Genomic DNA, 25,488 nt, shown 5'->3' with positions numbered 1-25,488 from the left:
AAACTTTGCTAAGGCTCTATGCCCCTGTCGGTGATTTTGAAAAAGCAGTAGATGCCTTCAGGCCTCGACCTGTGCTTGATGAGCCTCGCAACCCTCTCGTTTCCGCTCTTCTCGAACGAGATTATTGTTTTTGACAGGTGGTCTATGCTCGGGCCTCCGAGGGGCTTTATCACCCCCGTGCCTATATCCGTGAACATCTGGTTCGTGAACACCACTGCAAGGTCGTGCTTCCTCGCAATTCCGAGGAGGAACGTGAGCTGGGAGGTGAGCTCCCTCTTCATCTTCAGCTGCCTCTTCTCGTCCTCAAGCTCGCTCCTGTACAAAGCGGTGAGGGAGTCTATCACCACAAGCTTCACGTCCTCGCCCTTCACGAGCTTTGACACTTCCCTGATCGCCGTGCTCTGCTGTCTGAAGTCAAAGACCTCGTAAATGAACACGTTCTTTAGCAGCTCCTTTTCCTGAAAAATCTGGTCTATCCTCTCGCCTGAAAGACCCTCTGTGTCTATGTACGCGACCTTGTGGCTCTTCGCGGTGTTGTAGGACAGCATCAGGCAGAACGACGTTTTTCCCGTGCCGCTTTCCCCGTAAATCTGCGTGACACAGGCGGTCTCCACCCCTCCTGAGAGGAGCTCATCTATGCACTTACTCCCGGTTGGCAGCTTCATCCATCTCCCTCTTCACGATCTCCCTCAGCCTGCTCATGCTAATCCCGGTCTCGACCGCTATCCTCCTGAGATCCTCGTACTCTGGCTTAGCCCTCCCCCCTGCGACCTTGACTCCTACCTCATATTGTCTTCCCAGCACCTCGACCTCAACTCTCCCAGCCCTCCTGACCTCCTTGACCCTGTGGTACGCCGGGAGTATCCTCACGCCTATGGTGGTGGTGTGCTCCATCATGGCCCTCGCAACATCCTCAGCATTGCTCAGGTCGCTTATCGCCCTGATAAGGTAAGCAGGCCTCCCCTTCTTTCCGAGAGCAGGTATCACGGAAACGTCGTGGCTGAGCTCCATTATCCTCTCCACCGCGAAGGCCAGATCCTCCCCGCTCATATCGTCCACATTCGTTTCGACAATCGCTATCTCATCTCTCTCAAAAACTTCGGCGAGAATCAGCCTGAGGACGTTGGGAACCTCTCTCTCCACGCTCCCCGCTCCGTAGCTAACCTCCCTCACCATAAGAGGGTTCGGCGGCTCCCCCTCGGAGAAGTGGGCTAAGATGGCAGCCCCTGTTGGCGTGAGCAGCTCACCCTCCCCATCGATCACGAGCTTCAATCTGCTTTCTCTGGCGATCTCAAGCGTTGCGGGAGCGGGAATGGGGTATCTGCCGTGCATGGTCTCGGCAAACCCCCTGCCTGTCATGATCGGTGTGGTGAACACCCTGTATCCCATGTCCATGAGCCTCAGAATGCCTATGACGGCCGAGACGACGTCGAAGATGGCATCATCGCCTCCAACCTCGTGGAAAACTGCTTTCCTGTAGTCTCTCCCGTGAACCCTTCCCTCGGCAACCGCGAGCCTCTCGAACACCTTCAGACTCTCGGCCTTAACTCTGCTGTCCAGTTCAGAACCTCTGATCAGCCCGACAACCTCTTCAAACGTCCTTGTTTTCCCGCTCCCCTCGCTCACCTCGATCAGCGGGGCGGATATGCCCTTTCTGCTCACCTGCCTGACCTCAAAATCGAGGTTGAGGTTCAGCTTCCTTACAACATCCTCGAGATCCCTTTCGGTGAGCGTGACGTTGAGGAGGGACGCGAGGATCATGTTTCCGCTCGCTCCTGAAAAGCAGTCAAATATTGCTGCTCTCATCATACCACCACAACACTTTTTATGCTCCCTCCGGTTTAACTATTACTATGGAAGAGATCACTCTGAAGGTTAATCAGGCTTACCCCAGCGATTCGGGGAGGGGTATAGCCAGACTCGATCCCGAAACGATGTTCAGGCTCAACATCTCACCCGGAGACATCATCGAGATTGAGGGGAGAAGGAAGACCGTTGCGAAGGTGTGGAGAGCACCGAAAAAGGACTGGGGCAAGGGAATAATCAGGATAGACCGCTTCATAAGGGAGAACGCGGGGGTCAGCATAGGAGATACGGTCAAGATAAGGAAGGCGGACTACAAGATAGCCAAGCAGGTCATCTTCGCCCCGCTCAAGAAGCTGGACTTCAGGATCCTCGGCGGGGATGTGGAGGGGTACCTGAAGCACCAGTTCCTGAAGAGGCCCGTCGTTGAGGGTGACATCGTCCCCGTTCTCGGAACAGCCTTCAGCTTCGGCAGGCAGCCCCAGCAGGCGGTTCTGCTTGCCGTGGTCAAGACGGAGCCCAAGGGTGCGGTTATAATAGACGAGATCACCAAGATAGTCTTCAGGGACAAGCCCGTCAAGGGCTTCGAGAGGTTCGGGAGAGGTGGAGTCACCTATGAGGACATTGGAGGCCTGAAGAAGGAGCTCCAGAAGGTCAGGGAGGTCATAGAGCTTCCGCTGAAGTATCCGGAGCTCTTCAAGAGGCTCGGCATAGACCCGCCCAAGGGCGTGCTTTTACACGGCCCTCCGGGAACGGGGAAGACCTTGATAGCTAAGGCCGTCGCGAACGAGATAGGGGCGAGCTTCTTCACGATAAACGGGCCGGAGATAATGAGCAAGTTTTATGGGGAGAGCGAGCAGAGGCTGAGGGAGATTTTTGAGGAAGCGAAGGAGAACTCTCCGAGCATCATCTTCATTGACGAGATTGACGCCATAGCCCCCAGAAGGGATGAGGTCACGGGAGAGGTCGAGAGGAGGGTCGTGGCCCAGCTTCTCACCCTGATGGACGGCCTCGAGGAGAGGGGGCAGGTCATAGTCATAGGTGCAACCAACAGGATTGAGGCCGTCGATCCTGCGTTGAGGAGGCCGGGCAGGTTCGACAGGGAGATCGAGATAGGTGTCCCTGACAGAGAGGGGAGGTTCGAGATTCTGCAGATACACACGAGGAACATGCCGCTCGAGCCGGACTACTCCTTAGAGTTCGTCATACCCGCCCTTGAAAGCCTGAGGGAGTCCCTCAGGGAGAATGGGGACGTCAGGTGGAGGGACATAGACTTCTTCATGGAAGAGGTCAGGGACATGGAGAAGGCGGACGAGATCAGGAAGGCCGTTGAGAACATGCTGCCGTCCGACCTCAGGGAGGAGCTCTCGAGGGAGATCATAAGGGCGATGCTGAGGTACCTTGCCGACCAGACCCACGGCTTCGTCGGTGCGGACATCGAAGCGCTGTGCAAGGAGGCGGCGATGAAGGCATTACGCAGGATTCTGCCCAAGATCGACCTGAACGAGGACACCATACCCCCAGAGGTTCTGGAGTCCGTGAGGGTGACTATGTCCGACTTCAAGGAGTCGCTGAAGGAGATCGAGCCATCGGCGATGAGGGAGGTGTTCGTTGAGGTTCCGAAGATAACGTGGGACGACGTTGGCGGGCTCGAGGACGTGAAGAGGGAGATCGTCGAGGCGGTGGAATGGCCCCTCAGGTACCCGGAGAAGTTCAAGAAGTTCGGGATCAGGCCGCCGAAGGGCATACTTCTCTACGGCCCTCCGGGCACGGGGAAGACCTTGATAGCTAAGGCCGTCGCGAACGAGAGCGAGGCGAACTTCATAAGCGTCAAGGGGAGCGAGCTCCTCTCGAAGTGGCTCGGTGAGAGCGAGAAGGCTGTCAGGAAGATATTCAGGAAGGCAAGGCAGGTGGCACCGTGCATAGTCTTCTTCGACGAGATTGACGCGATAGCTCAGATGAGGGGGATTGACGAGGGGAGCAGGGCTGTGGAGAGGGTGGTCAACCAGCTGCTAACCGAGATGGACGGGCTTGAAGAGCTCGATGGGGTGGTGGTGATTGGCGCGACAAACAGGCCCGACATCCTTGACCCCGCACTGCTAAGGCCCGGCAGGTTCGACAGGCTCGTCTACGTGAGGCCGCCAGACAAGGCGAGCAGGTATGCGATATTCAGGATCCACACCAAGGACATGCCCCTTGCCGATGACGTGGATCTCGAGGAGCTTGCTACAATAACCGAGGGTTACGTTGGCGCCGACATCGAGGCAGTGTGCAGGGAGGCGGTCATGCTCGCCCTCAGGGAGAACCTGAACGCTGAGAAGATAGAGATGAGGCACTTCCTTGAGGCGATAAGGAAGATCAGGCCGAGCATGACGGAGAGCATGATAAGCTTCTACGAGAAGTTTGAGGAGAGAGTGAAGGAGGCGAAAAGGAGCGAGAAGGCTCTGCTGGGCTACGGTTAGCGAAACTTTTATACCCTTCAAAACTTTATTGTTAAACAGGTGGTGCTGATGGTTTTAGCAAGGGAAATGCTCAACAAGGTCGTGCTGCTTTCTGACGGAACAATAGTGGGTGTTGTGCACACCCTCACGTTCGACTACAAGACCGGGAGCCTTGTAAACGTGGTCGTCAGGCCCAAAAACGAGGTTGAGGGGTTGAAGAAGGAGGATGGTTACTACATAATTCCGTTCGAGAGCGTCAGGTCTGTGAGCGACTACGTCGTGATAGACAGGAAGAGGATCTGATGAGGGATTACTTCTTCCCACCCCTCGTCCTTCCGCTTTTCCTGCTGCTCATACTTCTACCCCTGTTTCTACTCTTCTTCGCCTTTTCCGCATCTTCGGCAATCTCCATCGTCCTCGACATGCCGGTCAGCGATGCTATGCTCGTCTTCGTGATGATCGCGATAGGCTCGCTGATAAACATCCCTCTCTACGAGAAGGAGGGGAGGGTGGTCGAGCAGAGGTACAGCTTCTTCGGCTTCATCTACACCGTCAGGAGGAGGACGAGGATAATAATCGCGGTGAACGTTGGGGGATGCGTCATTCCCGTCCTTCTTTCAGCCAAGCTCCTCACGAGTCTGAACCTGAACGCGTTCCTGCTCAGTTTCGCCATAACCACTCTGGCCACGTACTCCTTCGCCCGCCCCGTTCCCGGGGTCGGCATAGCCGTTCCGATGTTTCTCCCCCCGCTCGTTTCTGCCCTCTCAGCCTTCCTCTCCGCCCAGATCTTCTCCCTTCCAGCGATCGACATTCCGAGGCTCGCGTTCTCTGCGGGAGTCCTCGGCTCGCTTGTCGGCGCGGACATCCTGCACCTCAACGAGATCGAGAAGGTTGGGGGAGGAGTGGTGAGCATAGGTGGGGCTGGAACGTTTGACGGCATATTCCTGACAGGAATATTCGCGGTCTTCTTCGCCCTCTGGCTTGTGTAAGGTTTTTAACGATAAATCGCAACGTTTGATCATGAAGCCCACCGGCGTTTTCTACCACGAGAGCTTCAGCAGGAGGAGCTACCTGACCGTGGGCACGAGGCTCAGGGACTTTCCTCAGGCTTTCGAGCCACTCAAAAGCTTCGAAAACTTCAGGCTAATTGAGAGCCCGAGGGTGAGCGAGGATCTCGTCCTTCAGGTTCACACTCCAGAGCTTCTTGAGGGCGTGAGGGCAGACACTCTGTGCAGCACCGCTTGGCACTCAGCTGGTGGAGTTGTTAAGGCGGTGGAGATGGTCTACGAGGGCGAGCTGAGAAACGCCTTCGCCTACATAGGTGCTGGAGGGCATCACGCCGGGAGAAGCTACTTCTGGGGGTACTGCTGCTTCAACGATGTTGTGCTGGCCACGAGAAACCTGAGGAACAGGCACGGGGATGTGAGGGTCGCGGTGATCGACACAGACGCGCACCACGGGGATGGAACGAGGGAACTCGTGAAGGGCGATGGGAGCTTCCTGCACTACTGCATATGCTCTTCAAGCTACGAAAGCAGTGATGGGCTGAAGGTTGACGTGAGCTACTTCACAACCCCCTACCACTCAGCCGTGGAGGGGTTTGGGGAGCGCGTGTCAGAGTTCGAGCCCGACATCCTGATCTGGTACTTCGGACACGACACGCATGTTGGCGACTACGGCGACATAGGGCTCACGGTCGCGGACTATACAAGAATCGCGAGGTTTCTGAAGGGGCTTGCTGCAAGGTGCTGCGACGACAGGCTTGTGGTGGTTCTTGGCGGGGGCAGCGTGCCGGAGATAGCAAGAGAATCGACGCTTGCGATCATCCGCGAGCTCTTGAAACCCTGACGTCGAAGACGTACCTGTTCACCCTCGGCGCGAAGTTCCCGCACTCCCTGTAGAACAGCACCTCTCCCTCGAAGCCAAGGTCTCTGAGCCTCTCGAGGATCCTCTCCCTCTTCTCCTCCACCTCCTCCTCTCCCGCGAAAGTGTAGATGTGGATCACTCCCCCATCCTTGACCTTCTGAACCGCTATGTCCAGAAAATCGTCCGCGTTGTACGGGGCTGGCATCAGAACTCTATCGAACTCGCCCTCAAGCCTCGGCACGACCTCCCTGACGTCCCCCTCGTACACCCTCACTATGCTCTCAACCTTGTTGAGCCTCACGTTCTCCCTGAAGTAGCTGACAGCCGCGGGGTTTATCTCGACACCCACGACCTCCCTTGGTCTTGATAGCCTCGCGATTACGATCGCGTAAGGCCCGACGCCCGCGAACATCACGAGAACTCTCTCACCCTCCCCAACAAGCCTCGCTATTCTCTCCCTCTCCCCTGACAGCTTGACTGTGTAGTAGGCCTTCGTCGGATCGACCCTGAACCTGCACCCGTGCTCCCTCGCGATGGTCTCGGTTTCGCCGCCATAGATCACCTCGTACCTCGCCACCCTGTACTCTCCGCTCACCTCCCCTGTCTTCCTGAGAATCGTCTTGACGTGCTTGTGCTTGGTGAGAATCGCCTTAACGATCTCGTCCTTCAGGTGGTAAACCTCGTCTGGGATATCCACTATCACGACGTCGCCGATTATCTCGAAGCTCCTCCTGACCTTCGCCAGCTCCTCCGGCTTAACCCTGTCTTTCAGCAGGTCTCTGAGGCTCATCGAACAGACTCCTCTGGCGAGATATAATAACTTTCCAGAGGTGTGGTGAAGCGCGGGTCAAAAAACGCTAACGTTTAAATCACTGCTGGAGTGAGTGGAATTATGGTCAAGCTCGCGGTTTCAGGAAAGGGGGGTGTCGGGAAGACAACCCTCACCGCAGTCCTCGCTCATCTATTCGCGAGGGACGGGTACAACGTCACAGCCATTGACGCTGACTCTGCCATGAATCTTCCAACAGCTCTTGGCGTCAGCGGGGTGAAGCCCCTCTCGGAGCTGAAGGAGGTCATTGACGAGAGGGTGAGGGGGCCGATGGGAACGTACAGGGTCAACCCCAAGGTTGACGACATCTTCGAGATGTACTCGGTGAGAAACGAGGATGGCGTCAGAGTGGCGGTGCTCGGCACCATAGAGAAGGGAGGTGATGGGTGCTTCTGCCCTGAAAACGCGTTTCTCAGGGCGATTCTCAGGCATGCAATATTCAGGGAAAAGGACGTGCTCCTTCTGGACATGGAGGCCGGCATAGAGCACCTCGGAAGGGGTACGGCCAAGGGTGTTGACCTGCTGATAGCCGTGGTCGAGCCCGGGATGAGGAGCTTCGAGACCCTCGCGAGGATAGAGAAGCTCGCCAGCGACATAGGGATAGACAGCATCGCTGTTGTTGTCAACAAGTACATAGAGAGCGAGAGGGCGAGGGAGCTTGTGGAGAGCATAGAGAAGCCACTTCTTGGAGTAATTCCCTACAGTCAGGAGTTTGTGAGGGCCGACCTTGAGAATATCCCGCCATACAAGGTTGTTGATCTCAAACCCTTTGAGGAGATCAAGAGGAACATAGTGAAGCTTGTGGGTGAGTGAGGTGAGGGTGGCAATAGTTCTGAGGAAGAAGTACGGCAGGAGGGCGGCTGAGCAGATTGCAAGGAAGTTTGAGGTCGTTACCTTCAGGCTGCCCGACGAGCTGCCTGAGATAATAGACGAGCCTGAAGAGATCGAGCTCCCGGACTACATCTTCGACGCGGACATAATCCTGAGCTACGCGCTCCACCCGGACGTCAACTACGAGATCATCAGGAGGGCCGAGGGTACGCGCGTCAAGTACGTGATACTGCCCGGAGGTGCCAAGAGCGGATCGAGGATGCAGCTGAAGGAGCTCGGAGAGACGCATGGTGTTAGGGTGGTGTGGGAGGACGTGTGCTGCGCCACTCCACTGATCGATGACGAGGAGATCGGGGAGTTCTTCAGGGAGTTCGGGATGCCCGAGTTCGAGATCGTGGTGGAGGACGGGGTGATTAAGGACGTTATCGTCAAGAGAGCGGCGATTTGCGGCTCCACGTACTTCGTGGCAGAGAAGCTGAAGGGCATGAGGGTCGATGAGGCTCCCTCAAAGGCTGGCTACTTCACCCAGATCTACCCGTGCTTCGCCTCCCGCGGAATTGACGGCAAGATTCACCGCGCCGCCCACATCCACAAGAGGCAGGTGGAGAGGGCTATAGGAGAACGTCAAGAAAAGTGAAGACGAGCAGAACCGAGCTGAGAGCAGCGTTCATGTAGAAGAAGGCTATCTGAATGGCCTTCTCGTCCTTTCCAAGGTTGACGATCAGGTGCTCAGCTATTATGATCGCCAGAATAGTCGCGAGACCGATTCTGACAAACAGCCCGGGGCTGTAGACGTGGAGCATCGCGTAGCTCAGGATTGAGAAGAATGCGATGTGGTTGATGAACGCCACAGCCTTGCTGGCCCTTATGCCAAATCTGGCCGGGAAGCTGTGGAGGCCGTGCTTCCTGTCGAAATCGTAGTCCTGCAGGGCGTAGATCATGTCAAACCCGGCAACCCAGAATATCACGGCCACGCCTATCAGGAACGCCAGCATGTCCTTTCCGAGGAAGTCGAAGCTGTTGGTGACGGCTATCCACCCTCCCATCGGTGCAAAGGCAAGATTGAGCCCGAGGACGTAATGGGAGAGAACTGTAAACCTCTTGAGGTAGGGGTAGACGTAGGCGGTAATCACGGGGATTGGGGAGAGTATGAACGCGGTCTCGTTGATCAGGTATGCGGAGACGAAGTAGACGGCGAGGGAGATCGCGACTATAGCATAGGCCTCTCTCAGGGAGATGAGCCCGGCGGGAATGTGCCTGCTCGCGGTTCTCGGGTTCAGGGCGTCTATCTCCCTGTCTATTATCCTGTTGAGGGACATGGCGGCAGTCCTCAGCCCCGTGAATGCTGTAGCTATCAGTATGAACGTTCTCAGGCTGATGAGCCCGTTCTGGGCGAGAAACGCCCCGAGGTAGGCGAAGGGGAGGGCAAAGAGGGTGTGCTCGATCTTTATGAAGTCCATTATCAGCCCAAGCTTTTTAATCATTGAACGCAAATCTCGCTGTGGGTTTAAAAAGGTGATACCATGTTCGAGAGCCCGGAGAAGGCTGCAGTCTCAGCGGTGCTTTCCATGCTTCTCGAGGTCTCTGCGAGCCCCAAACCGGGAAACGTGGATAGAGATCACGACTTCCACGATCTGAGGTACGAGCACTTCTTAGCCTCAGCGTCTGCAAGCTTCCCAGTGTTCGTGAGGATAGCTCAGGGAAAGCTTGGTGTTGGAGAGGGCGTCTTTGAGCTCGTGAGAACCACTTCTGAGCTACACCTCGCGGATAACGTGCACTTCGGTGCCTTCCTCCTTCTCTCACCGCTCGTGGCCTCTCTCGGGGATGCTGGGAGGGCGAGGGAGCTGGTCGAGAGCACCTCCTGGAAAGACTCGATTGCGGTCAAGAGGGCATTCGACCTGTCGAAGGCGAGGGTTGTTGACGCGCACACCATGGATTTGAGGGGTGATGAGGTGGAGAGGGAGATTGAGGAGAAGGGACTTAGCCTTGTGGACTGGATGAGGCTCGCGCCGGAGGAGAACTTCATAGCCAAGGAATATGTTACCGGATTCAGGCTCAGCTTGACCGGAAAGGAGAGGATCATGGAGTTCTACGGCGAAACGGAGGACGTGAACAGAGCCATAGTTTTGTGCTACCTCTCCTTCCTGTCAGAGCTCGAAGACCCCCTCATAATCGCCAAGAGGGGAAGAGATGTGGCGGTCAGGGTTAGGGAGATGGCGGGAGAGGCGCTGGAGGTTTACCAGAGCACGGGAAACTTCGCGGTATTCGAGGAACTTGACCTGAGGGTTAGGGGTCTCGGCGTGAACCCCGGAAGCGTCGCGGATCTCGTGATCTCTTCGATATATTTAGCTCTTGCTGAGGGGTGGAGGTTTTGATATCCGAATTCGGGCTGAGGGAGGGGATAAACGAGGTAATCGGCATAACACTGGGCGAGTGGATCAACACGGCACCGCTGGGCATAATAGTGGGAGATGACGTGAGGGTCAGGCTCTACGGCAATCACACGAGGAGGTTTCTGGAGAGGACTGGAGTTCTCTACGTGAACGTGATTCACGATCCTGTCGTCTTCGTCATCTCCGCGTTCGAGGATCTGGGGGAGGAGTGGTTTGAGAGCCTGAACCCTCCGGTGATAAGAGGGAGTGAGAGCTGGCTGAAGTTCAGCGCCAGGGTTGAGGGGAATTACGCTATTCTCGACTTTGCTGAAGGTGAGGTGCTCAGGAGTGATTTGAGGGCTATCAACAGGGGTTTCAACATGCTGATTGAGGCCACAGTTCATGCGACGAGGTACGTCCTCTCAGGCAGCGAGGCTCTCGCTGAGAGGATAAGATACTGCGGAAGGATCATCGAGAGGTGCGGTGGAAGGAGAGAAAAGGAGGCTTACGAGCTCCTTCTGGGGTATGCCGGCCTAAAAAAAGAGGAGGGTTAGATCTTGGGGTGCACCTCTATGCTCTCTATGTGGGTTGCACCCTTGTCGCTGTGGCAGCTGACACAGTACATCTTTCCTCTCGTGTCCTCCAGAGTGCTTCCCTTGTTGGAGTGGCACGAGCCGCAGGTGTTGAGCTCGGTGTTCTTGTCGTAGTACACGTAAGCGAACGTTCCATCGTGCATGGCGTTTATGAGCTCGATCGTCTTTCCGGCGACATCTGCCGTGAGTCTCGCACACCTCTCGCTCCTCTCCTTGGAGAACGCCCTGTAGCCCGAGGCGGTGCACCAGTTCGTGACCGAGGCGTGACACAGCGGGGAGTTTGCGACGGAGGTGGGCATCGGATCGAGAGAGGCCTTCATGGCCTTGGGCGGCTTGTACTTGGGCAGCTCCTCGTACTGGTACCAGGCGAAGAGCTCGTTGATCACCTTGTCGGCCTCCTCTTCAGGCAGAACCAGATACGTTGCCCATGCTGCACCGTTTAGTGCACCGCAGACCGTGCTCCACCCGACTATTCCACCCTTTCCAACCGTGGCCATGCTGGTAACCGGAATGAACTCCTTGTATGGAGACCCTACCTCGTCCGCGAGTGCCTTTATGATCGCGTAAAACGCGCCAAAGCAGCAGTGCGCTCCGGGAAGCTTCTCACCGCTGAACGTCTTCCCGCAGTACCCCTGATAGCCGAGCTCCGCGACCTCGTACGGGTCGAGCTTCCTGTACTCCCAGGGCGGCTCCGGAATCTCGACGATCTTCTCCACGACCTCAGCTTCCGGTGTGGGCGTTGTGGCTGGAGTGGGTGTTGGCTGGGGCTTCTTGGCAAGCTCCTCTTCCTGCACGCATCCCATCAGTGCAGTCGCGAACGCTGCACCCATCATGCCGAGAAAACTTCGCCTGAACATATTCATCACCATCATTATAGTTGTCATTCCTCCCTATAAACCTTTTCGACTTTTGAATTTTTCATGTTTAAATGTGTAGAAATTCGAACCGGAAAGAAGAGAATGAAGCTGGGAAAAAGGAGGGAGTTACTTCAGAAACTCCCTCAGATCCCACAGAAGCTTCGGGTGCTTCTTGAACAGCTCGAGCGCGAGCCTCTTTACGCTCATCTCCTCTATGGGCACACCCTCCAAGCTCTCGGTCAGCTTGTCGAGCGTAGCATCATCGAGCTTCACCATCTTCTCCTGCAGCTTCTTGTTCCTGACGAGGTTCTCACCGAAGTCTCCCTTCCAACGCTCGTCGTACCTCTTCAGGAAGCCTGCGGTGTAGTCTTTCGCCTCAACCGACTCGTATGCGGTCAGTCCTGCATAGTATCCGGCTTTCATCGCGTTTATTATCCCTCCACCAGTTATCGGGTCAGTGTGCCTTGCCGCATCTCCTGCGAGCATCACGTTGTCTGCAACCGCACTGTCTATCGCGCCCTTCACAGGGACACCGCCGACCACAACCTCTACGATCTCTCCCTCAGGGAAGTTCTCCTTCACGAATCTGTCGAGGTACCATTTCGCGTTCCTCTCGGCGAGGCTCGGCATCACACCTATGCCCACATTCGCAGCATCCTTTCCCTTGGGGAAGAGCCAGATGTAGCCGCCCGGTGCGTACTTCCTGCCCACCCAGAAGTAGGTCTTGTCGTCCTCGAAGTCTATGTTCGTCATCAAGTACTGCACGCAGCTCTCGATCTCGTTGAGCTTTAGAGTTGTGTCTATTCCCGCCCACTTGGCAACCCTGCTCTCAACCCCATCAGCCCCGATCACCAGCTTCGTCATTACCTCCTCGAACTCGCCCATGCTCCTTATTCCGAGCCTTACAATCCCGTCCTCTCTCCTGAACGACACTGCAGCAGTTTTTGTGAGAACATCCGCACCGGCCTTGCTTGCGAGCCTTGCGAGGTATCTGTCGAATATCTTCCTCTCGAGAACGTACCCAACCTCATTCCCGGCGCTCTCTGCAGAGAGAACGACCTTGTGGTTTGAGGGGGAGATTATCTCAGCACTCTCAATCTCGCTGGCGATCCACCTGCTGTCAGGCTTCACGAAGCTCTCAAGACCCTCCCTGCTAACACCTTCAGCACACCTGACCGGAACTCCGATCTCCTGCCTCTTCTCGATCAGCAGGACGTCAAGACCCTTTTCAGCAGCCGTTTTCGCGGCGATGCTGCCAGCAGGCCCGGCTCCAACAACAACGACGTCGTAGTCTGTCATTCGACCACCTCTAAAGCGTTCATCGGACACGTCTTCACACAGGCCATGCAGAGGGTGCATTTATCGTGATATATCTCGAGGTATGTCTCAACAAGCTCGTTGGCGTTGAACTTGCAAACGGCCACGCATGCACCGCAGTAGCCACACTTGTACCTGTTGACAGCAAGTCTTTTCATGGCATTAAGACAGGGCACCCTTAAATAACCTTTTCTCCTTTTCTCACCTTCGCATAAACGAACAGGGTCACTATCTGGGTGAACTGGTGCACCATAACATAGACAGCATAAACGGGCGAGAGCGATAGGGTCAGAATTGCAATAACGCTCGAGTTGTTCTTTCCGGCGGTGATGAACACGTAGGATAAGTGCTCCCTCAGGCTCATGCCGAGAATTTTGGAAAGCAGCTCGGCGAGGAGGATTGCCGAGAGTATGAAACCGAGGGATAGGGGTATCTGGCTCAGGATGTACTCGGGATGAACAAACCTCGCCTTGGAGAAAAATATCGTGAAGACGAGCAGGTTCAGGCTGAACTCCGTTAGCCTGGATATCCTCTCCCTGTCTGGGTTGAAGAACCTGCCCGCCAGATTTCCGAAGGCTATTGGCAGTATGACTACAACGAATAGCGACCTCACAACCGCGTGCATGTCGAGGGCTATGCTGTGCAGTCCCGTTATCGCTTTGAGAAGCACGGGAAACGCCACAACTCCGGCGAGGAAGTTCACGGCCATGAGAGATACCGAGAGTTCGAGGTCTCCACCGGAGATAAGCACGTAAACCGGGTTCATGCTCGGAACGGGCATGAGGAGTGAAGATGTAAGAGCAATCCCCATCTCGTAGTTCTGCGCGAGCCTTAAGACAAGCAGCGCATAGAGTGGGGAGTAGATGAAGTTGATGATCAGCGAGGCAATTAGGGGCTTTCTCGCAAGCCTCGTCGCCCTGAGCCTGAGCAGCATCATCGAGGGTAGGATTGTGGTGAAAACGAGGATGGTTATGACCGTGGAGAGGAGCCCCTGAACGCCGGTGGTGTCGAAGGTCCTGCCGAGAACGTATCCCACAGATGCGGAAACGAAAATCAGGAGGAGCTTAGACGTCAACTCTCACCTCATTCAGGTAGACTCCCTCTCCCTCCTCGACATGTCCAACGATGTCTCCCTCCACCTCTCTCCTCAGCTCCTCGGCCGTGCTCTCGTCGCATATCAGCATGAAGCCCATCCCCATGTTGAACGTCCTGTACATCTCCGTAACGTCTATGTCGCCAAGCTCCTGCAGGAATGTGAATATTCTCTGGGGCTTCAGCGGGCTGTCGATCACGAACTTGACCTTCTTCAACCTCTTCAGGTTCAGCAGCCCTCCGCCTGTGATGTGGGCCATCCCGTGGATGTCATGCTTTCTGGCAATCTCCAGCACCTCGGAGTATATTCTGGTTGGAACGAGCAGCTCCTCCCCGATAGTGTGGTTCTCGAATTTATCGAAGTAGCTCAGGCCGCTTTCCTCCACAAGCTTTCTTGCCAAAGTCAATCCATTGCTGTGGATGCCCGAGCTCGGAATTGCAAAGATAACATCTCCCGGCTTGATCCTCTCTCCTGTAATCATTCTCTCCTTGTCCACGAAGCCTATAACCGTGCCCGATAGATCCCATCCGTTTACGATGTCGAGCGTTGCGGTCTCACCGCCGACGAGGGTCATGTTTGCCATCTCGCATCCCTTATTCAGCCCCTCTCCTATCTCGGCCATGATTTTCTCGTCAGGCCTGTTTGTGGCTATGTAGTCCACCATTGCAACTGGCTCGGCGTTTATTGCGTAGAGATCGTTGACGTTCATCGCCACGCAGTCTATACCTATGGTTCTGAAGTTGTTCATGATCTCGGCAACCTTTATCTTTGTCCCCACGCCATCGGTTGTGATTGCGATTCCAAACTCTCCAGCATCAATCACGCTCGCATAGTGGTTTGTCAGAATGGGCTGCCCGAAGCCCTTTCTCACAAACTTCAGCCCGGATATGAGGCTTTTTACGGCCCTCTCCTCTCTCTTTATGTCGACTCCGGCATCAGCGTAAGATTTCATGCTCAGCCTTTCACACCAAACCTTAAAAAATCTACTGCAAATTGTGGAGCAATGGAGAAGCTTGAGAGGCTGAGGAACTTCATATCTCAGTTTGAGAGTGTTGCCGTAGCCTTCAGCGGAGGTGTTGATAGCTCCACTTTGCTTGCCCTTACCGCTGAGGTTCTTGGAAAGGAGAGAGTTTTTGCCGTGACTGCCTCCAGCCCTACAGTCCCATCCCGCGACCTCGAGGATGCGAGGAGATTTGCCGAAGAGATTGGGGTGAGGCACGTTTTGATCGACCTGAACGAGCTTGAGGACGAGAACTTCAGGAAGAACCCTCCGGACAGGTGCTACTTCTGCAAGAGGATGCTTCTCTCAAGAATAACCGAGTTTGCCGAGAAGGAGGGGATACAGGCGGTCTTTGAGGGCACGAACGCTGATGAGCTCAGGGGACACAGGCCGGGATACAGAGCAATAGCGGAGTTCGAGAACGTCTATTCCCCCTGGGCAATGTTCGGCATCACAAAGGAGGAAATAAGGGAGGTTGCGAGAAGCATGGGGTACGAGTTTGCAGACAAACCGTCGATGGCCTGTCTTTCATCAAGAATTCCGTTCGGGGTTGAGATTGACGAGGAGAAGCTCAGGAGGATTGATGCTGCTGAAAACCTCATCATAGCCATTGCAGGGGTCAGGCAGGTAAGGGTGAGGGATTTTGGTGAGAATGCGGTGATTGAGGTTGGCAGGGAGGAGAGGAGCAGGCTTTTCAGCGAGCACGTGATGGACAGGATTGTCGAGGAGCTGAGGAGGCTTGGTTATAAGAATGTGCTGATGGATCTGGAGGGGTACAGGACCGGGAAATTATCGGAAAAAGTTGCTGGGGGATAGTCTTTAGTCTCTTATCATCACCAGAAGCATCTTGAACCTGCTCAGGGCCTTCAGAGCGTGGGGCTCGTTGGCCGGCATCACTATCATGTCTCCTTCCTTGAGGTGATACGGCCTGCCGGAGATCTTCACCTCAACCTCTCCCTCAACAACGTAAACTATTGCATCGAACGGAGCAGTGTGCTCGCTCAGCCCCTGCCCCTTGTCGAAGGCGAACAGCGTTACGGTACCGGTTTCCCTGTCTATTATCGTTCTGCTCACGATTGAGTCTTCTTGGTAGCTGATGAGATCTTTGAGATTTGAAACCTCCAAATCCGGCATTCAGATCACCCAGTGGTAGTTTTGTCGCAGGTGGTTTATAGTTTTATTTGATAGTCGCAAAAACGCAAAAAGTCGTGGTTTGAAATTCGGTTCTCTGTTGATCTCCACAAAAGCATCACCTGTCAGATACAAGAGAGGAAGCCACCATTTTGATTGGTAAAGTGGAGGATGGAGAGATCTCCGGATTTATCAGCGATGTGGTAATATCTGAAGTTTCTTACGGCTATGTAAGGGCAGTAACGGGCCTAAAGGCTTATGAGCTTAAAAGAAAAGTCGGAAAATTGGGATTGACTTTACTCCTCTTGTAGATTTGTTTGGCCTTTTTGAACTGCTTCCAAGCAATGTTGGAATTGAAACTGTGGATTTCATGAGGAAATATGAGTTCTTACTAAACGACGCTTTGATAGCGGCTACATGCAGACATTATGGCATAAAGAGGATAGCAACATTCGATAATGATTTTGAGAGGTCGATTTCCTTGAAGTAGTCACACTGTAGGAAGGTATTTTATATTGTCTGGCTACATAAATTAATTTGATGCCAGAGGTGATAGAGGTAATCTATGAAAATGGAGTTTTAAAACCTGTGGGAAAAGTCAATCTTAAGGAAGGTGAGCGGCTGAAAGTCATTTTGAAGAGGGTAGATCTTGAAGAATTTGTAATGGCCAAATTGCCTGAAAACAAGATTAAAGAGCTTGAAGAGAGGTTCGAAAGTGAAGGTGTTCATTGATACCTCGGTTCTCATCAGGCACTATTATGGAGTTGATAAATCTATAAGGCTCCTCAATTTTGCTTTAAACGAAAACGATGCGGTCATTTCACCCAATGTTATTGAAGAAACGTTCTTTAAGCTACTTTACATTGAAACCGAGAGGCTTTTCGGCAAAACTGGGAAATATGCTGTTAAAGACAGGTTCCTGAAGCACAGAGAAAAGTTCAGGAGTGTTGAGAAGTACATTGTCGGATTCATCATCGAAAATGTCGAGTCGGGCATTATTGAGCTGCTGAACGTTAACAGCGAAATTTTAAGAAAATCGGTTGAAATCGGATTTAATTATGGACTGCTTCCCAACGACGCTCTGATAGCAGCAGCCTGCAAGCATTATGGAATAAAGAAAATAGCGACCTTCGATGATGACTTCAGAAAAGTGGATTTCCTTGAAATAATCACACTACACGAATAAAAATTGAAAAGAACTCAAACCCTCTCAAACACCACTGCAATTCCCATTCCACCGCCGATGCAGAGCGAAGCAAGACCGTAATCTGCCTTTCTCCTCTCCATTTCGTGGATCAGCGTGACGGTAATCCTCGCTCCTGTCGCTCCGATGGGATGTCCTAGGCTGATTCCGCTGCCGTGAACGTTCACCCTCTCGAGATCAAGGTTCAGCTCCTTCACCACAGCCAGAGCCTGGGCAGCAAAGGCCTCGTTCAGCTCTATAAGCTCAATGTCGTCCAGGCTTATCCCTGCCCTCTTCACCGCCTTCTGGATCGCCGGAATCGGCCCGAGGCCCATGTACGCGGGATCAATACCTGCCGAGGCGTAGCTCACAACCCTCACCTTCGGCTCGAGCCCCAGCTCCTCTGCGTACTTCTCATCCATCAGAAGCAGAGCAGCAGCGCCGTCATTCACTCCACTTGCATTCCCTGCCGTGACTGTTCCACCCTTCTTGAAGACGGGCGGGAGCTTTGCGAGCTTTTCAAGGCTCGTGTCTCTTCTCGGGTGCTCGTCCGTGTCTACAACAACCTCTCCCTTCTTGGTCTTGATGACGACAGGCTCAATCTCCTGAGCAAAGATGCCGTCATCTATCGCCTTCACGGCCCTCATGTGGCTCTCGTAAGCCAGCTCGTCCTGCTCCTCCCTGCTTATGCCGTAGAGCTCGGCTATGTTCTCTGCCGTGTTGCCCATATGGTATCCATAGAACTTCTCCCACAGCCCGTCGTAGACCATCACGTCAATGACCTCATCTATTGCGTTGATGCTCATCCTGTAGCCCCATCTCGCCTTTCTCATCGCATACGGGGCGTTGCTCATGCTCTCCATTCCACCCGCCACAACAGCCTTTGCCCCATCGCCGATCGACTGAGCTGCAGCCACAACAGCCTTCAATCCGCTTCCGCAGACCTTATTGAGAGTATATGCAGGAATCTCCTTTGGAATTCCAGAGTAAATTCCGGCCTGTCTTGCCGGGTTCTGGCCCTGCGCGGCCTGCAGAACGTTGCCCATGATCACCTCATCAATCTCGACCTCAACACCATCGAACTCGTAGTCTCCCTCAAGCTCTATCCTGCCCTTCGGCAGCTTTGCCGGGTAGAAGTCGTATGAGTCCTTGGTTGCGAGTGGCTTCACTCCGGCTCTCTTCATAAGGGCTCTTATCGCAATCGCTCCGAGTTCGTAAGCCTGCAGATCCTTAAGCGAACCTCCAAACTTTCCCACAGGGGTTCGCACGCCATCAACAATGACCGCTGGCATAATGTCACAGTTGATGGTGACAATATAATCTTTCCGTTTTTGGTAACTTTCAGTACCTCTCCTCTGGGCCAATGATGACTGTGGGCTCAGAGCTCGCGTACTTTCTGACGTAGATGTAGTCCGCATAGAGCGGGCCGTACCCGAGGTGCTCCACGAATCCAACCTTTGAGTATCCCGTGAGCTGGTATGCACTCGCAACGCTCTGGCTCCACGTAAGGGTGCCATCCACATACAGCCTGAAGCTATCGGGATGTGCTTCGACCTCTATTTTGTACCATGTCCTCGCAGATATTGAGCAGGGCCAGTGGGTGTACACCCAGCCCTTGTCAACCCCGCCGATGTACGGTCTGAATATGTCCCTGTTACCTCCGGTGTACAGCTCCATTCCCCACCAGTTCCCGTCATCCACGTAGTGGAGCAGCACGCTGCCTGCGGGATTCCTGTCGTAGATGTATGCGCCCACGATGTAGTCCTGCAGGCCTATGTTGCAGTTCAGGGGCACGGCGAAGTGCTGAAAGCTCGTCGAGCCAGTTGGATAGAGATAGAGGACATTTCTTCCAGAGAATGCAAGCCCAGTTATCCAGGCATTTTTCGAGTACCAGTCCGACACATCTCCGTCGTCAAAGTCGTCAAAGAAAACGAACGTGCTCGTCCCGTTGCTTTCGGAATTTGCTGCGGAATTTCCGTAGTACAGGTATATGGTTGTCGTTCCGCTCGCGGGAATGCTCGGAACCTTCACCCAGATCTTCGCGGAGGTTCCGTAGTTCCACTCTTCTATCCAGTAGCTCAGCGCGTTTCCGAACTCGTCGGTGAACCTCACGTCCGAACCGTCTGAGCTGGTGGCACTCCAGTTGAACGAGCCATCGAGGGTGATGAGGACCTGGTAGTCTGTCAGTCCGGTTCCGGAGTTCTCCTGAATCGTTATCGGCACCCTGTAGCTCCACCCGGCGAGCCAGAACTTCGTGACGTTCACGACGCTGTAGCTCAGCACGTCTCCCGCATCACCGGCGAAGGCGTATATGCTGACACTCCCGTTGGACTTCGCGAACGCGAGGGTGTAGGCGATACCGTCTGCGTTCGTGTAGGCTGAGGTCGTGTTCAGCTCGACAACGCTCGTGTTGCTCACAGCAAAGCTAACGGGGACTGACGGGATTGGCTGCCCTGACGTGTCGGTCACCTTCACGGCAAGCAGCCTCAGAAATCCGGACGTGCCAACATCCCACGTCCCGCTGGTGTTCAGCCAGCTCACCTGCAGAATTCCTCCTGCAGCGCTCCCCGTGCTTTTCACGGTGACCTCGTAGCTCTGCGAGAGGTTGGCGTAGGTGAACGTAACCGAGCCAGTTCCGGGTGTGGTGGCCCTGAACGTGGCCCTTGCCACCCCTGCCGTGTCGGTTTCCGTGAGGTCTGGTGTTGCTGTCCCCACTCCGCCAGAAACCGTCACGTTAATCCTCTCCCCGGCAACCGGGTTGAGGTACCTGTCTATGAGCTGCACCTCGAAATCCACAGTGTCTCCGGGAGAGAGGGTGTAGCTGTCGAACGGGTTAAGCTTGATCATGGCCTGCGCTCTCTCCCTGCCACCCTCAACCGGGGACAGCACGGTTGCCGAGAAGAAACCCGACGGGATCTCTATGCTCACCCTGTTCCCCGTGACGTTGTATCCCAGCCCCCTCCAGTAGTTTGGGTAGTAGCTATCGAAGCTGACGGTTATGTTCTTGGCGTAGTACCTCCCGCCCGAGGAAACGACGTGGAATGCGAACTCATGCGGGGAGTTGTATGCAGATGACATCTCACCCCTGATCAGAACGAGGTTCAACCCGTTTTTAACCATCTTCTGGTCTCCAACGGCCGCAACTCTGCCGTTGCTCTCCTGAAAGAGGGCGGTGTTCTCGAGAACGAACGTGGTGTCTGGATAGAAGTAGTTCTCCACCGTCAGGTACAGCCTCGCGCTCTCGAATGCCCTCTCCACACGCACCTCGGTTCCGTTGGGAAGGGTGAGGTTCATGCTCACGTTAATCGTGAAGGGCTCGAGCCTTATCGAGAACCCTGCGGGCTCGGGGGTGAGCAGGAAGAGGTAGTCCGGGTACTGAGGGGTTTTGACCACGAGATACGCGTTCTCGCCAGATGAAATCTCTGCAGAGAACTTGTCGAACTCCGATTTGATGACCTTGACGTTGTCGGCCTCTATTCTCTTCAGCTGGTCAGGGATGAGGGTGGTCTGGACAAATGCGAGGAAGATTATCAGTATCTGAAGCAGGAGAATGAATCCGATTACGGGCGAGACTCCCCGGCTGTCTCTCAGCACAATTCAGTTTTTCCTGTGGAAACTAATAAAGTTTCTGCCGATTCACAACCCTTTTATTTTTGGAGAGCAATTGAAGTTCGATGCTCAGCAATCCTCGCTACGACGACCTCAGGAGGATGATGGACGACTACGGTGTTGAGGTGCTCGAGGAGCAGGAGGTTCCCGAGGGTGAGAGGCTTGTTGACGAGTACTGGGTGATTGACGGCATAGCCAAGGTCAGGATCCTCGAAAACGAGGAGAGTCTGAAGAGGTCGTACAACCTTATGGAGCCCCAGGTCTCTCACGACGAGGCCACGCTCCTCTTCACGGTTTACGAGGATGTGAGGCAGAAGCTGATCTACTCGATGGATGATGATGCTTTCAGCTCGCTAATGAGAACTGTTAGGGAGGTGCTCAACGACTATGCAGTGAAGACGTCAGACGTGCTATTTCTGAAAATGCTCTACTACTTTGTCAGGGACTTTCTCGGCCTCGGCATAGTGGAGCCAATTCTGCATGACGAGAACATCGAGGATGTAAGCTGCGACGGGTACGACATACCCATCTTCGTGTACCACAGGAAGTACGGAAACCTCGCCACCAACATCACCCTTGACAAGGAAACGCTCGACAACTACGTGCTACTGCTCGCCCAGAGGGCCAACAAGCACCTGAGCTACGCAAACCCAATAGTTGACGCAACCCTGCCGGACGGAAGCAGGATTCAGATCACCTATGGTAGTGAGATCTCGACAAGGGGGAGCACATTCACGATCAGAAAGTTCAGGAGTGAGCCGTTCACACCCATTGACCTGCTCGAACTCGGAACCCTCTCTGCGAGAATGCTCGCCTACTTCTGGCTCCTGATCGAGCACAAGAGGAACCTGATGGTGATCGGCGAGACCGCAAGCGGAAAGACGACCACGCTCAACGCCCTGCTCATGTTCATCCCTCCAGACAGCAAGGTGGTGTCCATAGAGGACACGAGGGAGATCCAGCTGTACCACGACAACTGGATTCCTGAGGTGACGAGGCTAAGCATAGAGGGGCAGGAGATTGACATGTACGATCTGCTTAAGGCCGCCCTCAGGCAGAGGCCGGAGTACATAATCGTGGGAGAGGTGAGGGGAAGGGAGGCACAGACACTCTTTCAGGCAATGGCCACAGGACATGCCGCCTATGCTACATTCCATGCCGGTGATGTTAATCAGCTCATACACAGGCTCGAGGAGGAGCCGCTGAACGTTCCGAGGGTTCTGATCCAGTACCTTGACACGGTCATCATCCAGAGCAGGTGGGTGACGAAAACAGAGAAGAAAAGGAGGGCAAAAGCTGTTTTCGAGATACTCGGGATAGAGCCTTCCTCGAAGGAGATTCTGCTCAATCCCGTCTACAAGTGGGATCCTGCCGGAGACGTGTTCCTTGAGAGCTCGTCCTCGAACAAGCTCGAGACGATTTCCCGCTCCACCGGGATGAGCATATCGGAGATCCTTGAGGAGCTGGACAGGAGGACGAGGTTTCTGGAACTCATGCACGCCCGTGGTGTGAAGAGGTTCAGGGACGTGACGAGGATGATCTCCCTCTACTACACCAATCCCGAACTCGCGTTCAGTCGCCTTGAGTCGGAGGATTAGCGATGTACGCTCCGGGGTTCCTGAAAAGGAGGTACTCGAGAAAGTACCTGAAGAACAGGGAAAAGTACGAGGAGCTTGAAAAGGCGCTGAGGAGCTCGAGGTTGCCGCTTACAGTCTACGAGCTCCTCGCATCATCGTCATTCTACTCGCTGCTGACCTTCGTCCTCACAACTCTGCTGTTTTCCCTCGTGCTCGCATTTCCCCTTCACGACGTCTCCACGGCTTTCGTGAACCTCGTTCTGGACAGGCTTTCTGGAGTGTCCTTTTACGCTGATCGCCTAAGTTCGTTCCTGACCCCGGATGCTGCTGGAAAGCTCAGGCTCTACATGCTCGAGTACTACTTCCTGCTCAGCGTGATTCCCGGCTACGTTGCCTACCGCCTCGTGAAGTACCTGATCCTCTCCTACCCGTTCTTCGTGAGGGACAGGAGGAAGGGCGAGATAGACCTTTACGTTCCGCACGCGATAAACATGATGTACGGAATGGCCGTTGGCGGTCTCAGCCCCGTGGAGATAATGAGAGAGATCTCGAAGCTCGAGCACCTCTTTGGGGAGCTGAGCGTGGAGTTCAGGGAGGTGCTGAAGAACTTCGAGGTTTTCAGGAAGGACATATTCACCAGCCTCAGGTACGTCAGGGATACGACTCCGAGCAGGAGGCTCTCCGCATTCCTCGACAGCCTGATAGTAGTGCTTCAGGGTGGTGGCAGCTTTTCATCCTACCTCAAATCGAAGTCGGAGGAGTACGAGGAGGAGCAGGAGATAACCTTCAGCGAGGCGACGAGCTTCATGGAAATCCTCTTCGAGATCTACATCTCAATCTTCATGATGTTCCCGATGCTGCTGCTTATAGTCCTCGTCGTCTCAAAGTTTGTGTCAGGCAATGTGATGGACGGGTACGTGTACCTCATGTACGTTACCCTCCCACTGGCGTCAGCCTTCATAATAATGCTGGCCAAGTCCACCCTCCCGTTTCCGAAGGCGGAGATAAGGAGGGTCAGAGAGGAGGTTCACGGAACCCATGTTTGCATCTACGACAAACCCGTGAGGCGCTACAAGTTCAGGAGGGTGAAGAAGGCGCTGTCATCGGTTTTCAGGCTCCTCACTCACCCCTACACGACGCCGATCGCCTACATGGATCTGAGAATAGCGGCTGCGCACGTCCTCATCTTTTCTGCGGTGGTAATTTTCGCCCTGACGAGGTATGGCTACCTGAGACCTGAAGACTACGCAATCCCAGCCTTCGTCGTGTTTCTGGCCCTCGTTGCGATAGTGGAGGTGAAGCACAGGATCATAAGGAGCGCGGAGGAAAAGCTTCCTGAGTTCTTCAGCGAGTTCGCGATGCTGAACGAGTCCGGAGTGTCGATATTCGAGGGCGTCAGGCTGGTATCGAAGTCCGGAACGGACGTCCTCTCAAGGGAGTTCAGGAACATCAGCAGGTACATAGAGCTCGGCCTGCCACTGACAAGATCCATAGCGAGGCTGTCATACAGAATAAGGAGCGAGATATTCGCGAAGGCAATACCCATCGCGGTTAAGGCGCTCGAAACGAACACGAGCATAAAGGACGCGTTCACGACGGTGTCGAGGTATGTTGAGGCCGAGCTGAACTTCAGGAAGAGGCTGAAGTCCAGCCTGATGCCGTACCTCGCCATAGTGTACATGTCCGTTGGAGTCTTCCTGTTCGTCAGCTACCTCCTCATCTCGAGGTTTCTGGTCGTCTTCTCCGGGATGAACGTCAGCGTCATGGGCATCTCTGCGACCTTCGACGTGGAGCTGATCAGGGAGACGTTCATGAAGACAGTCTACCTCGTCTCGTTCCTTTCCGGAATCATCGCGGGAACGATATCTGAGATGAGGGTGAGCGGCGGGCTGAAGCACGCGTTCATTCTGACGCTGATGAGCTATCTTGCCTTCACGTACTTCATCTGATGTGAAGGGATATATACTCGCTTTTCAGACATTAGCTATGCTCGAGCTAATCGAGCAGGCTCTGGAGGTCAGGTATCCTAAGGTTCTCGAGCTGTCCCCTGACAGGTTCAGCGTGGTCGGCGACATTCACGCGGATCTCACAGCCTTAAATCTGATCCTGAGGAGGGCCGTCAGGCCGGTGATATTTCTCGGTGACTATGCGGATCGCGGCGACAGACCGGCAGACGTTTACAGGACGATCCTTGAGGGTTACATCTCCGGCGAGTTCATACTCCTCAGGGGGAACCACGAGACTCAGGACGTGCACCCCCACGACCTCCCCTACAGGCTCGAGGAGGGCGGACATGACGGTGAGGTATACCTCGCTCTGAGAAGGCTCTGGGACTCGCTGCCAGTGTGTGCGGTGGTCAACGAGCTCTTCCTCGTTCACGGCGGGGTTTACACTAAGGCCTGCAGAATTCTGGACGAGGGTGTGTCGCTGTCCGATTTGAGAAGAGAGGCGGCCATGGTGGAGATGCTGTGGAACGACCCGTGGGAAAAGGATGGATGCGATCACAACTACGAGAGGGGGCTCGGTTTCTTCTTCGGCAGGCTGGCAACACGCAGGTTCCTCGACGACATTGGCGTGAGGACTGTCATCAGAAGCCACGAGCCTTACAAGGTCCTGAAGGCAGAGCAGGACGGGATGGTCGTTACGGTCGGATCCACGGGAGTTTACGGGACGAGAATAGCGTTTCTGAACATAACGGGAAAGGTGAAAAACGGTTACGAGGTTGTGGGTAAATACGGGCACGTTCTTTAGGCGAACTTGGTCTTGAGGGTCGCGAGTATCTTCAGCAGCCCGTTTATCGCAAAGAGTGCACCTATGAGAGCGATCATCACGTGCACTCCGCCCTCGTACGCCGGTATTGCGCCCGAGCTCATGACCCATACCCACATTCCGGCTATCTGCAACCCGCCCACGACGAGTCCGGCAAATATCAGCATGAGTATGAGGTTCTTGAGGTCAAGCCTGCCGAACTTCATAATCTCTAAAA

29 protein-coding genes are annotated in these 25,488 nt (G+C 54.5%); 16 read left to right on the top strand and 13 right to left on the bottom strand.

The window, feature by feature from the left end:
• Positions 1 to 8 precede the first annotated feature (8 nt).
• Together radB and larC are read right to left on the bottom strand one after the other, a co-directional pair.
• Positions 9 to 665: a DNA repair and recombination protein RadB gene (gene radB, locus GAH_RS01565; protein WP_048094381.1), complete on the bottom strand. Its 657-nt coding sequence runs from the start codon at positions 663 to 665 to the stop codon at positions 9 to 11.
• Complete coding sequence (larC, locus tag GAH_RS01560) at positions 643 to 1,809, bottom strand: nickel pincer cofactor biosynthesis protein LarC (protein WP_245604045.1); 1,167 nt, start codon at positions 1,807 to 1,809, stop codon at positions 643 to 645. The genes radB and larC overlap by 23 nt, the downstream gene beginning before the upstream one ends.
• Before the next feature lie 44 nt (positions 1,810 to 1,853).
• On the opposite strand from larC, the gene GAH_RS01555 reads away from it, so the two are divergent.
• Genes GAH_RS01555 through GAH_RS01540 form a run of 4 tightly spaced genes read left to right on the top strand, consistent with a single transcriptional unit; the run spans position 1,854 to position 6,092 of the window.
• Positions 1,854 to 4,265 (top strand): CDC48 family AAA ATPase, encoded by a 2,412-nt coding sequence (locus tag GAH_RS01555; RefSeq protein WP_048094380.1) that lies wholly within the window; start codon positions 1,854 to 1,856, stop codon positions 4,263 to 4,265.
• 48 nt (positions 4,266 to 4,313) lie between these two features.
• Entirely contained in the window at positions 4,314 to 4,547 is a 234-nt protein-coding gene (locus tag GAH_RS01550; RefSeq protein ID WP_048096641.1) for a PRC-barrel domain-containing protein, read from the top strand.
• The gene (locus GAH_RS01545) at positions 4,547 to 5,233 is read left to right on the top strand and encodes a DUF1614 domain-containing protein (RefSeq protein WP_048094379.1); all 687 of its coding nucleotides are present in this window, start codon (positions 4,547 to 4,549) and stop codon (positions 5,231 to 5,233) included. Before GAH_RS01550 ends, GAH_RS01545 begins: the two co-directional genes overlap by 1 nt.
• 31 nt (positions 5,234 to 5,264) lie before the next feature.
• Positions 5,265 to 6,092: an arginase family protein gene (locus GAH_RS01540; protein WP_048094378.1), complete on the top strand. Its 828-nt coding sequence runs from the start codon at positions 5,265 to 5,267 to the stop codon at positions 6,090 to 6,092.
• Here the strand turns inward: GAH_RS01540 and GAH_RS01535 are convergent.
• A complete protein-coding gene (locus GAH_RS01535) occupies positions 6,067 to 6,900 on the bottom strand; it encodes a class I SAM-dependent methyltransferase (RefSeq protein ID WP_048094377.1) in 834 nt (277 codons plus the stop codon). The two genes, GAH_RS01540 and GAH_RS01535, sit on opposite strands and share 26 nt — an antisense overlap.
• A 102-nt stretch (positions 6,901 to 7,002) precedes the next feature.
• On the opposite strand from GAH_RS01535, the gene GAH_RS01530 reads away from it, so the two are divergent.
• Positions 7,003 to 7,752 carry an ATP-binding protein gene (locus GAH_RS01530; protein WP_048094376.1) on the top strand — a complete coding sequence of 250 codons (750 nt, stop codon included), beginning with the start codon at positions 7,003 to 7,005 and terminating at the stop codon, positions 7,750 to 7,752.
• Positions 7,745 to 8,407 carry a DUF166 domain-containing protein gene (locus GAH_RS01525; protein ID WP_245604044.1) on the top strand — a complete coding sequence of 221 codons (663 nt, stop codon included), beginning with the start codon at positions 7,745 to 7,747 and terminating at the stop codon, positions 8,405 to 8,407. Before GAH_RS01530 ends, GAH_RS01525 begins: the two co-directional genes overlap by 8 nt.
• Here the strand turns inward: GAH_RS01525 and GAH_RS01520 are convergent.
• Positions 8,382 to 9,254 carry a UbiA-like polyprenyltransferase gene (locus GAH_RS01520; RefSeq protein ID WP_048094375.1) on the bottom strand — a complete coding sequence of 291 codons (873 nt, stop codon included), beginning with the start codon at positions 9,252 to 9,254 and terminating at the stop codon, positions 8,382 to 8,384. The genes GAH_RS01525 and GAH_RS01520 overlap by 26 nt on opposite strands.
• A 39-nt stretch (positions 9,255 to 9,293) precedes the next feature.
• Between GAH_RS01520 and GAH_RS01515 the strand changes: the two genes are divergently transcribed.
• Positions 9,294 to 10,145, top strand: coding sequence for a triphosphoribosyl-dephospho-CoA synthase (locus tag GAH_RS01515; RefSeq protein ID WP_048094374.1), 852 nt, complete (start codon positions 9,294 to 9,296; stop codon positions 10,143 to 10,145).
• Positions 10,133 to 10,696, top strand: a complete 564-nt coding sequence (locus GAH_RS01510) for a DUF447 domain-containing protein (RefSeq protein ID WP_245604043.1) — start codon at positions 10,133 to 10,135, stop codon at positions 10,694 to 10,696. Before GAH_RS01515 ends, GAH_RS01510 begins: the two co-directional genes overlap by 13 nt.
• Here GAH_RS01510 and GAH_RS01505 read toward each other — a convergent pair.
• The 5 genes from GAH_RS01505 to purM form a co-directional block, all read right to left on the bottom strand.
• Positions 10,693 to 11,607, bottom strand: a complete 915-nt coding sequence (locus GAH_RS01505) for a C-GCAxxG-C-C family protein (protein ID WP_169745332.1) — start codon at positions 11,605 to 11,607, stop codon at positions 10,693 to 10,695. The genes GAH_RS01510 and GAH_RS01505 overlap by 4 nt on opposite strands.
• Before the next feature lie 111 nt (positions 11,608 to 11,718).
• Entirely contained in the window at positions 11,719 to 12,891 is a 1,173-nt protein-coding gene (locus GAH_RS01500; protein WP_048094372.1) for an NAD(P)/FAD-dependent oxidoreductase, read from the bottom strand.
• On the bottom strand, positions 12,888 to 13,067 hold the full coding sequence (locus GAH_RS01495) for a 4Fe-4S binding protein (protein ID WP_048094371.1): 180 nt from the start codon (positions 13,065 to 13,067) through the stop codon (positions 12,888 to 12,890). Before GAH_RS01495 ends, GAH_RS01500 begins: the two co-directional genes overlap by 4 nt.
• A 20-nt stretch (positions 13,068 to 13,087) precedes the next feature.
• Positions 13,088 to 13,984, bottom strand: coding sequence for an arsenic resistance protein (locus GAH_RS01490; protein WP_084632222.1), 897 nt, complete (start codon positions 13,982 to 13,984; stop codon positions 13,088 to 13,090).
• Positions 13,974 to 14,954, bottom strand: coding sequence for a phosphoribosylformylglycinamidine cyclo-ligase (gene purM / locus GAH_RS01485; RefSeq protein WP_048094369.1), 981 nt, complete (start codon positions 14,952 to 14,954; stop codon positions 13,974 to 13,976). Before purM ends, GAH_RS01490 begins: the two co-directional genes overlap by 11 nt.
• Positions 14,955 to 15,005: 51 nt before the next feature.
• Between purM and larE the strand changes: the two genes are divergently transcribed.
• The gene (gene larE, locus GAH_RS01480) at positions 15,006 to 15,818 is read left to right on the top strand and encodes an ATP-dependent sacrificial sulfur transferase LarE (protein ID WP_048094368.1); all 813 of its coding nucleotides are present in this window, start codon (positions 15,006 to 15,008) and stop codon (positions 15,816 to 15,818) included.
• A 3-nt stretch (positions 15,819 to 15,821) separates the two neighbouring features.
• Here larE and GAH_RS01475 read toward each other — a convergent pair whose 3' ends face one another.
• A complete protein-coding gene (locus GAH_RS01475) occupies positions 15,822 to 16,136 on the bottom strand; it encodes a cupin domain-containing protein (RefSeq protein WP_048094367.1) in 315 nt (104 codons plus the stop codon).
• Positions 16,137 to 16,285: 149 nt separating this feature from the next.
• Here GAH_RS01475 and GAH_RS10760 point away from each other — a divergent pair, with 149 nt between their 5' ends.
• The 4 genes from GAH_RS10760 to GAH_RS01465 are packed head-to-tail and all read left to right on the top strand — an operon-like array spanning position 16,286 to position 17,319.
• Entirely contained in the window at positions 16,286 to 16,444 is a 159-nt protein-coding gene (locus GAH_RS10760) for a PIN domain-containing protein (protein WP_169745331.1), read from the top strand.
• Between the two features lie 2 nt (positions 16,445 to 16,446).
• A complete protein-coding gene (locus GAH_RS10515; protein ID WP_245604042.1) occupies positions 16,447 to 16,623 on the top strand; it encodes a PIN domain-containing protein in 177 nt (58 codons plus the stop codon).
• Between the two features lie 50 nt (positions 16,624 to 16,673).
• The gene (locus GAH_RS01470; protein WP_048094366.1) at positions 16,674 to 16,865 is read left to right on the top strand and encodes an antitoxin family protein; all 192 of its coding nucleotides are present in this window, start codon (positions 16,674 to 16,676) and stop codon (positions 16,863 to 16,865) included.
• Positions 16,849 to 17,319 carry a type II toxin-antitoxin system VapC family toxin gene (locus GAH_RS01465; protein ID WP_052747714.1) on the top strand — a complete coding sequence of 157 codons (471 nt, stop codon included), beginning with the start codon at positions 16,849 to 16,851 and terminating at the stop codon, positions 17,317 to 17,319. The genes GAH_RS01470 and GAH_RS01465 overlap by 17 nt, the downstream gene beginning before the upstream one ends.
• 14 nt (positions 17,320 to 17,333) lie before the next feature.
• Here the strand turns inward: GAH_RS01465 and GAH_RS01460 are convergent, their stop codons facing one another.
• Together GAH_RS01460 and GAH_RS01455 are read right to left on the bottom strand one after the other, a co-directional pair.
• Positions 17,334 to 18,608, bottom strand: a complete 1,275-nt coding sequence (locus tag GAH_RS01460) for a thiolase family protein (RefSeq protein WP_048094364.1) — start codon at positions 18,606 to 18,608, stop codon at positions 17,334 to 17,336.
• Positions 18,609 to 18,657: 49 nt separating this feature from the next.
• Positions 18,658 to 20,910 carry a DUF2341 domain-containing protein gene (locus GAH_RS01455; RefSeq protein ID WP_048094363.1) on the bottom strand — a complete coding sequence of 751 codons (2,253 nt, stop codon included), beginning with the start codon at positions 20,908 to 20,910 and terminating at the stop codon, positions 18,658 to 18,660.
• Positions 20,911 to 20,990: 80 nt separating this feature from the next.
• On the opposite strand from GAH_RS01455, the gene GAH_RS01450 reads away from it, so the two are divergent.
• From GAH_RS01450 to GAH_RS01440, 3 genes are read left to right on the top strand one after another with little or no spacing between them, the layout of a single operon-like run.
• Positions 20,991 to 22,523 carry a type II/IV secretion system ATPase subunit gene (locus GAH_RS01450; protein WP_048094362.1) on the top strand — a complete coding sequence of 511 codons (1,533 nt, stop codon included), beginning with the start codon at positions 20,991 to 20,993 and terminating at the stop codon, positions 22,521 to 22,523.
• Between the two features lie 2 nt (positions 22,524 to 22,525).
• Complete coding sequence (locus GAH_RS01445; RefSeq protein ID WP_048094361.1) at positions 22,526 to 24,451, top strand: type II secretion system F family protein; 1,926 nt, start codon at positions 22,526 to 22,528, stop codon at positions 24,449 to 24,451.
• Positions 24,452 to 24,488: 37 nt separating this feature from the next.
• Positions 24,489 to 25,253 (top strand): metallophosphoesterase family protein, encoded by a 765-nt coding sequence (locus GAH_RS01440; protein ID WP_048094360.1) that lies wholly within the window; start codon positions 24,489 to 24,491, stop codon positions 25,251 to 25,253.
• Here the strand turns inward: GAH_RS01440 and GAH_RS01435 are convergent.
• A complete protein-coding gene (locus GAH_RS01435) occupies positions 25,250 to 25,477 on the bottom strand; it encodes a hypothetical protein (RefSeq protein ID WP_048094359.1) in 228 nt (75 codons plus the stop codon). The two genes, GAH_RS01440 and GAH_RS01435, sit on opposite strands and share 4 nt — an antisense overlap.
• Between the last annotated feature and the right edge of the window lie 11 nt (positions 25,478 to 25,488).

The organism is Geoglobus ahangari (assembly GCF_001006045.1).
GTDB classification, from domain to species: domain Archaea; phylum Halobacteriota; class Archaeoglobi; order Archaeoglobales; family Archaeoglobaceae; genus Geoglobus; species Geoglobus ahangari.
This window is presented reverse-complemented; position numbering and strand designations above follow the sequence as displayed.

Excerpts from the sequence above, each read along its gene's own strand:
- GAH_RS01555 (WP_048094380.1), top strand. The coding sequence starts at position 1,854 with ATGGAAGAGATCACTCTGAAGGTTAATCAGGCTTACCCCAGCGATTCG.
- GAH_RS01540 (WP_048094378.1), top strand. The coding sequence starts at position 5,265 with ATGAAGCCCACCGGCGTTTTCTACCACGAGAGCTTCAGCAGGAGGAGC.
- GAH_RS01440 (WP_048094360.1), top strand. The coding sequence starts at position 24,489 with ATGCTCGAGCTAATCGAGCAGGCTCTGGAGGTCAGGTATCCTAAGGTT.
- GAH_RS01495 (WP_048094371.1), bottom strand. The coding sequence starts at position 13,067 with ATGAAAAGACTTGCTGTCAACAGGTACAAGTGTGGCTACTGCGGTGCA.
- GAH_RS01545 (WP_048094379.1), top strand. The coding sequence starts at position 4,547 with ATGAGGGATTACTTCTTCCCACCCCTCGTCCTTCCGCTTTTCCTGCTG.
- GAH_RS01505 (WP_169745332.1), bottom strand. The coding sequence starts at position 11,607 with ATGATGGTGATGAATATGTTCAGGCGAAGTTTTCTCGGCATGATGGGT.
- GAH_RS01515 (WP_048094374.1), top strand. The coding sequence starts at position 9,294 with ATGTTCGAGAGCCCGGAGAAGGCTGCAGTCTCAGCGGTGCTTTCCATG.
- purM (WP_048094369.1), bottom strand. The coding sequence starts at position 14,954 with ATGAAATCTTACGCTGATGCCGGAGTCGACATAAAGAGAGAGGAGAGG.
- GAH_RS01530 (WP_048094376.1), top strand. The coding sequence starts at position 7,003 with ATGGTCAAGCTCGCGGTTTCAGGAAAGGGGGGTGTCGGGAAGACAACC.
- GAH_RS01460 (WP_048094364.1), bottom strand. The coding sequence starts at position 18,608 with ATGCCAGCGGTCATTGTTGATGGCGTGCGAACCCCTGTGGGAAAGTTT.
- GAH_RS01475 (WP_048094367.1), bottom strand. The coding sequence starts at position 16,136 with ATGCCGGATTTGGAGGTTTCAAATCTCAAAGATCTCATCAGCTACCAA.
- GAH_RS01450 (WP_048094362.1), top strand. The coding sequence starts at position 20,991 with ATGCTCAGCAATCCTCGCTACGACGACCTCAGGAGGATGATGGACGAC.
- GAH_RS01500 (WP_048094372.1), bottom strand. The coding sequence starts at position 12,891 with ATGACAGACTACGACGTCGTTGTTGTTGGAGCCGGGCCTGCTGGCAGC.
- larC (WP_245604045.1), bottom strand. The coding sequence starts at position 1,809 with ATGATGAGAGCAGCAATATTTGACTGCTTTTCAGGAGCGAGCGGAAAC.
- GAH_RS01535 (WP_048094377.1), bottom strand. The coding sequence starts at position 6,900 with ATGAGCCTCAGAGACCTGCTGAAAGACAGGGTTAAGCCGGAGGAGCTG.
- GAH_RS01550 (WP_048096641.1), top strand. The coding sequence starts at position 4,314 with ATGGTTTTAGCAAGGGAAATGCTCAACAAGGTCGTGCTGCTTTCTGAC.
- GAH_RS01435 (WP_048094359.1), bottom strand. The coding sequence starts at position 25,477 with ATGAAGTTCGGCAGGCTTGACCTCAAGAACCTCATACTCATGCTGATA.
- larE (WP_048094368.1), top strand. The coding sequence starts at position 15,006 with ATGGAGAAGCTTGAGAGGCTGAGGAACTTCATATCTCAGTTTGAGAGT.
- GAH_RS01470 (WP_048094366.1), top strand. The coding sequence starts at position 16,674 with ATGCCAGAGGTGATAGAGGTAATCTATGAAAATGGAGTTTTAAAACCT.
- GAH_RS01520 (WP_048094375.1), bottom strand. The coding sequence starts at position 9,254 with ATGATTAAAAAGCTTGGGCTGATAATGGACTTCATAAAGATCGAGCAC.
- radB (WP_048094381.1), bottom strand. The coding sequence starts at position 665 with ATGAAGCTGCCAACCGGGAGTAAGTGCATAGATGAGCTCCTCTCAGGA.
- GAH_RS01445 (WP_048094361.1), top strand. The coding sequence starts at position 22,526 with ATGTACGCTCCGGGGTTCCTGAAAAGGAGGTACTCGAGAAAGTACCTG.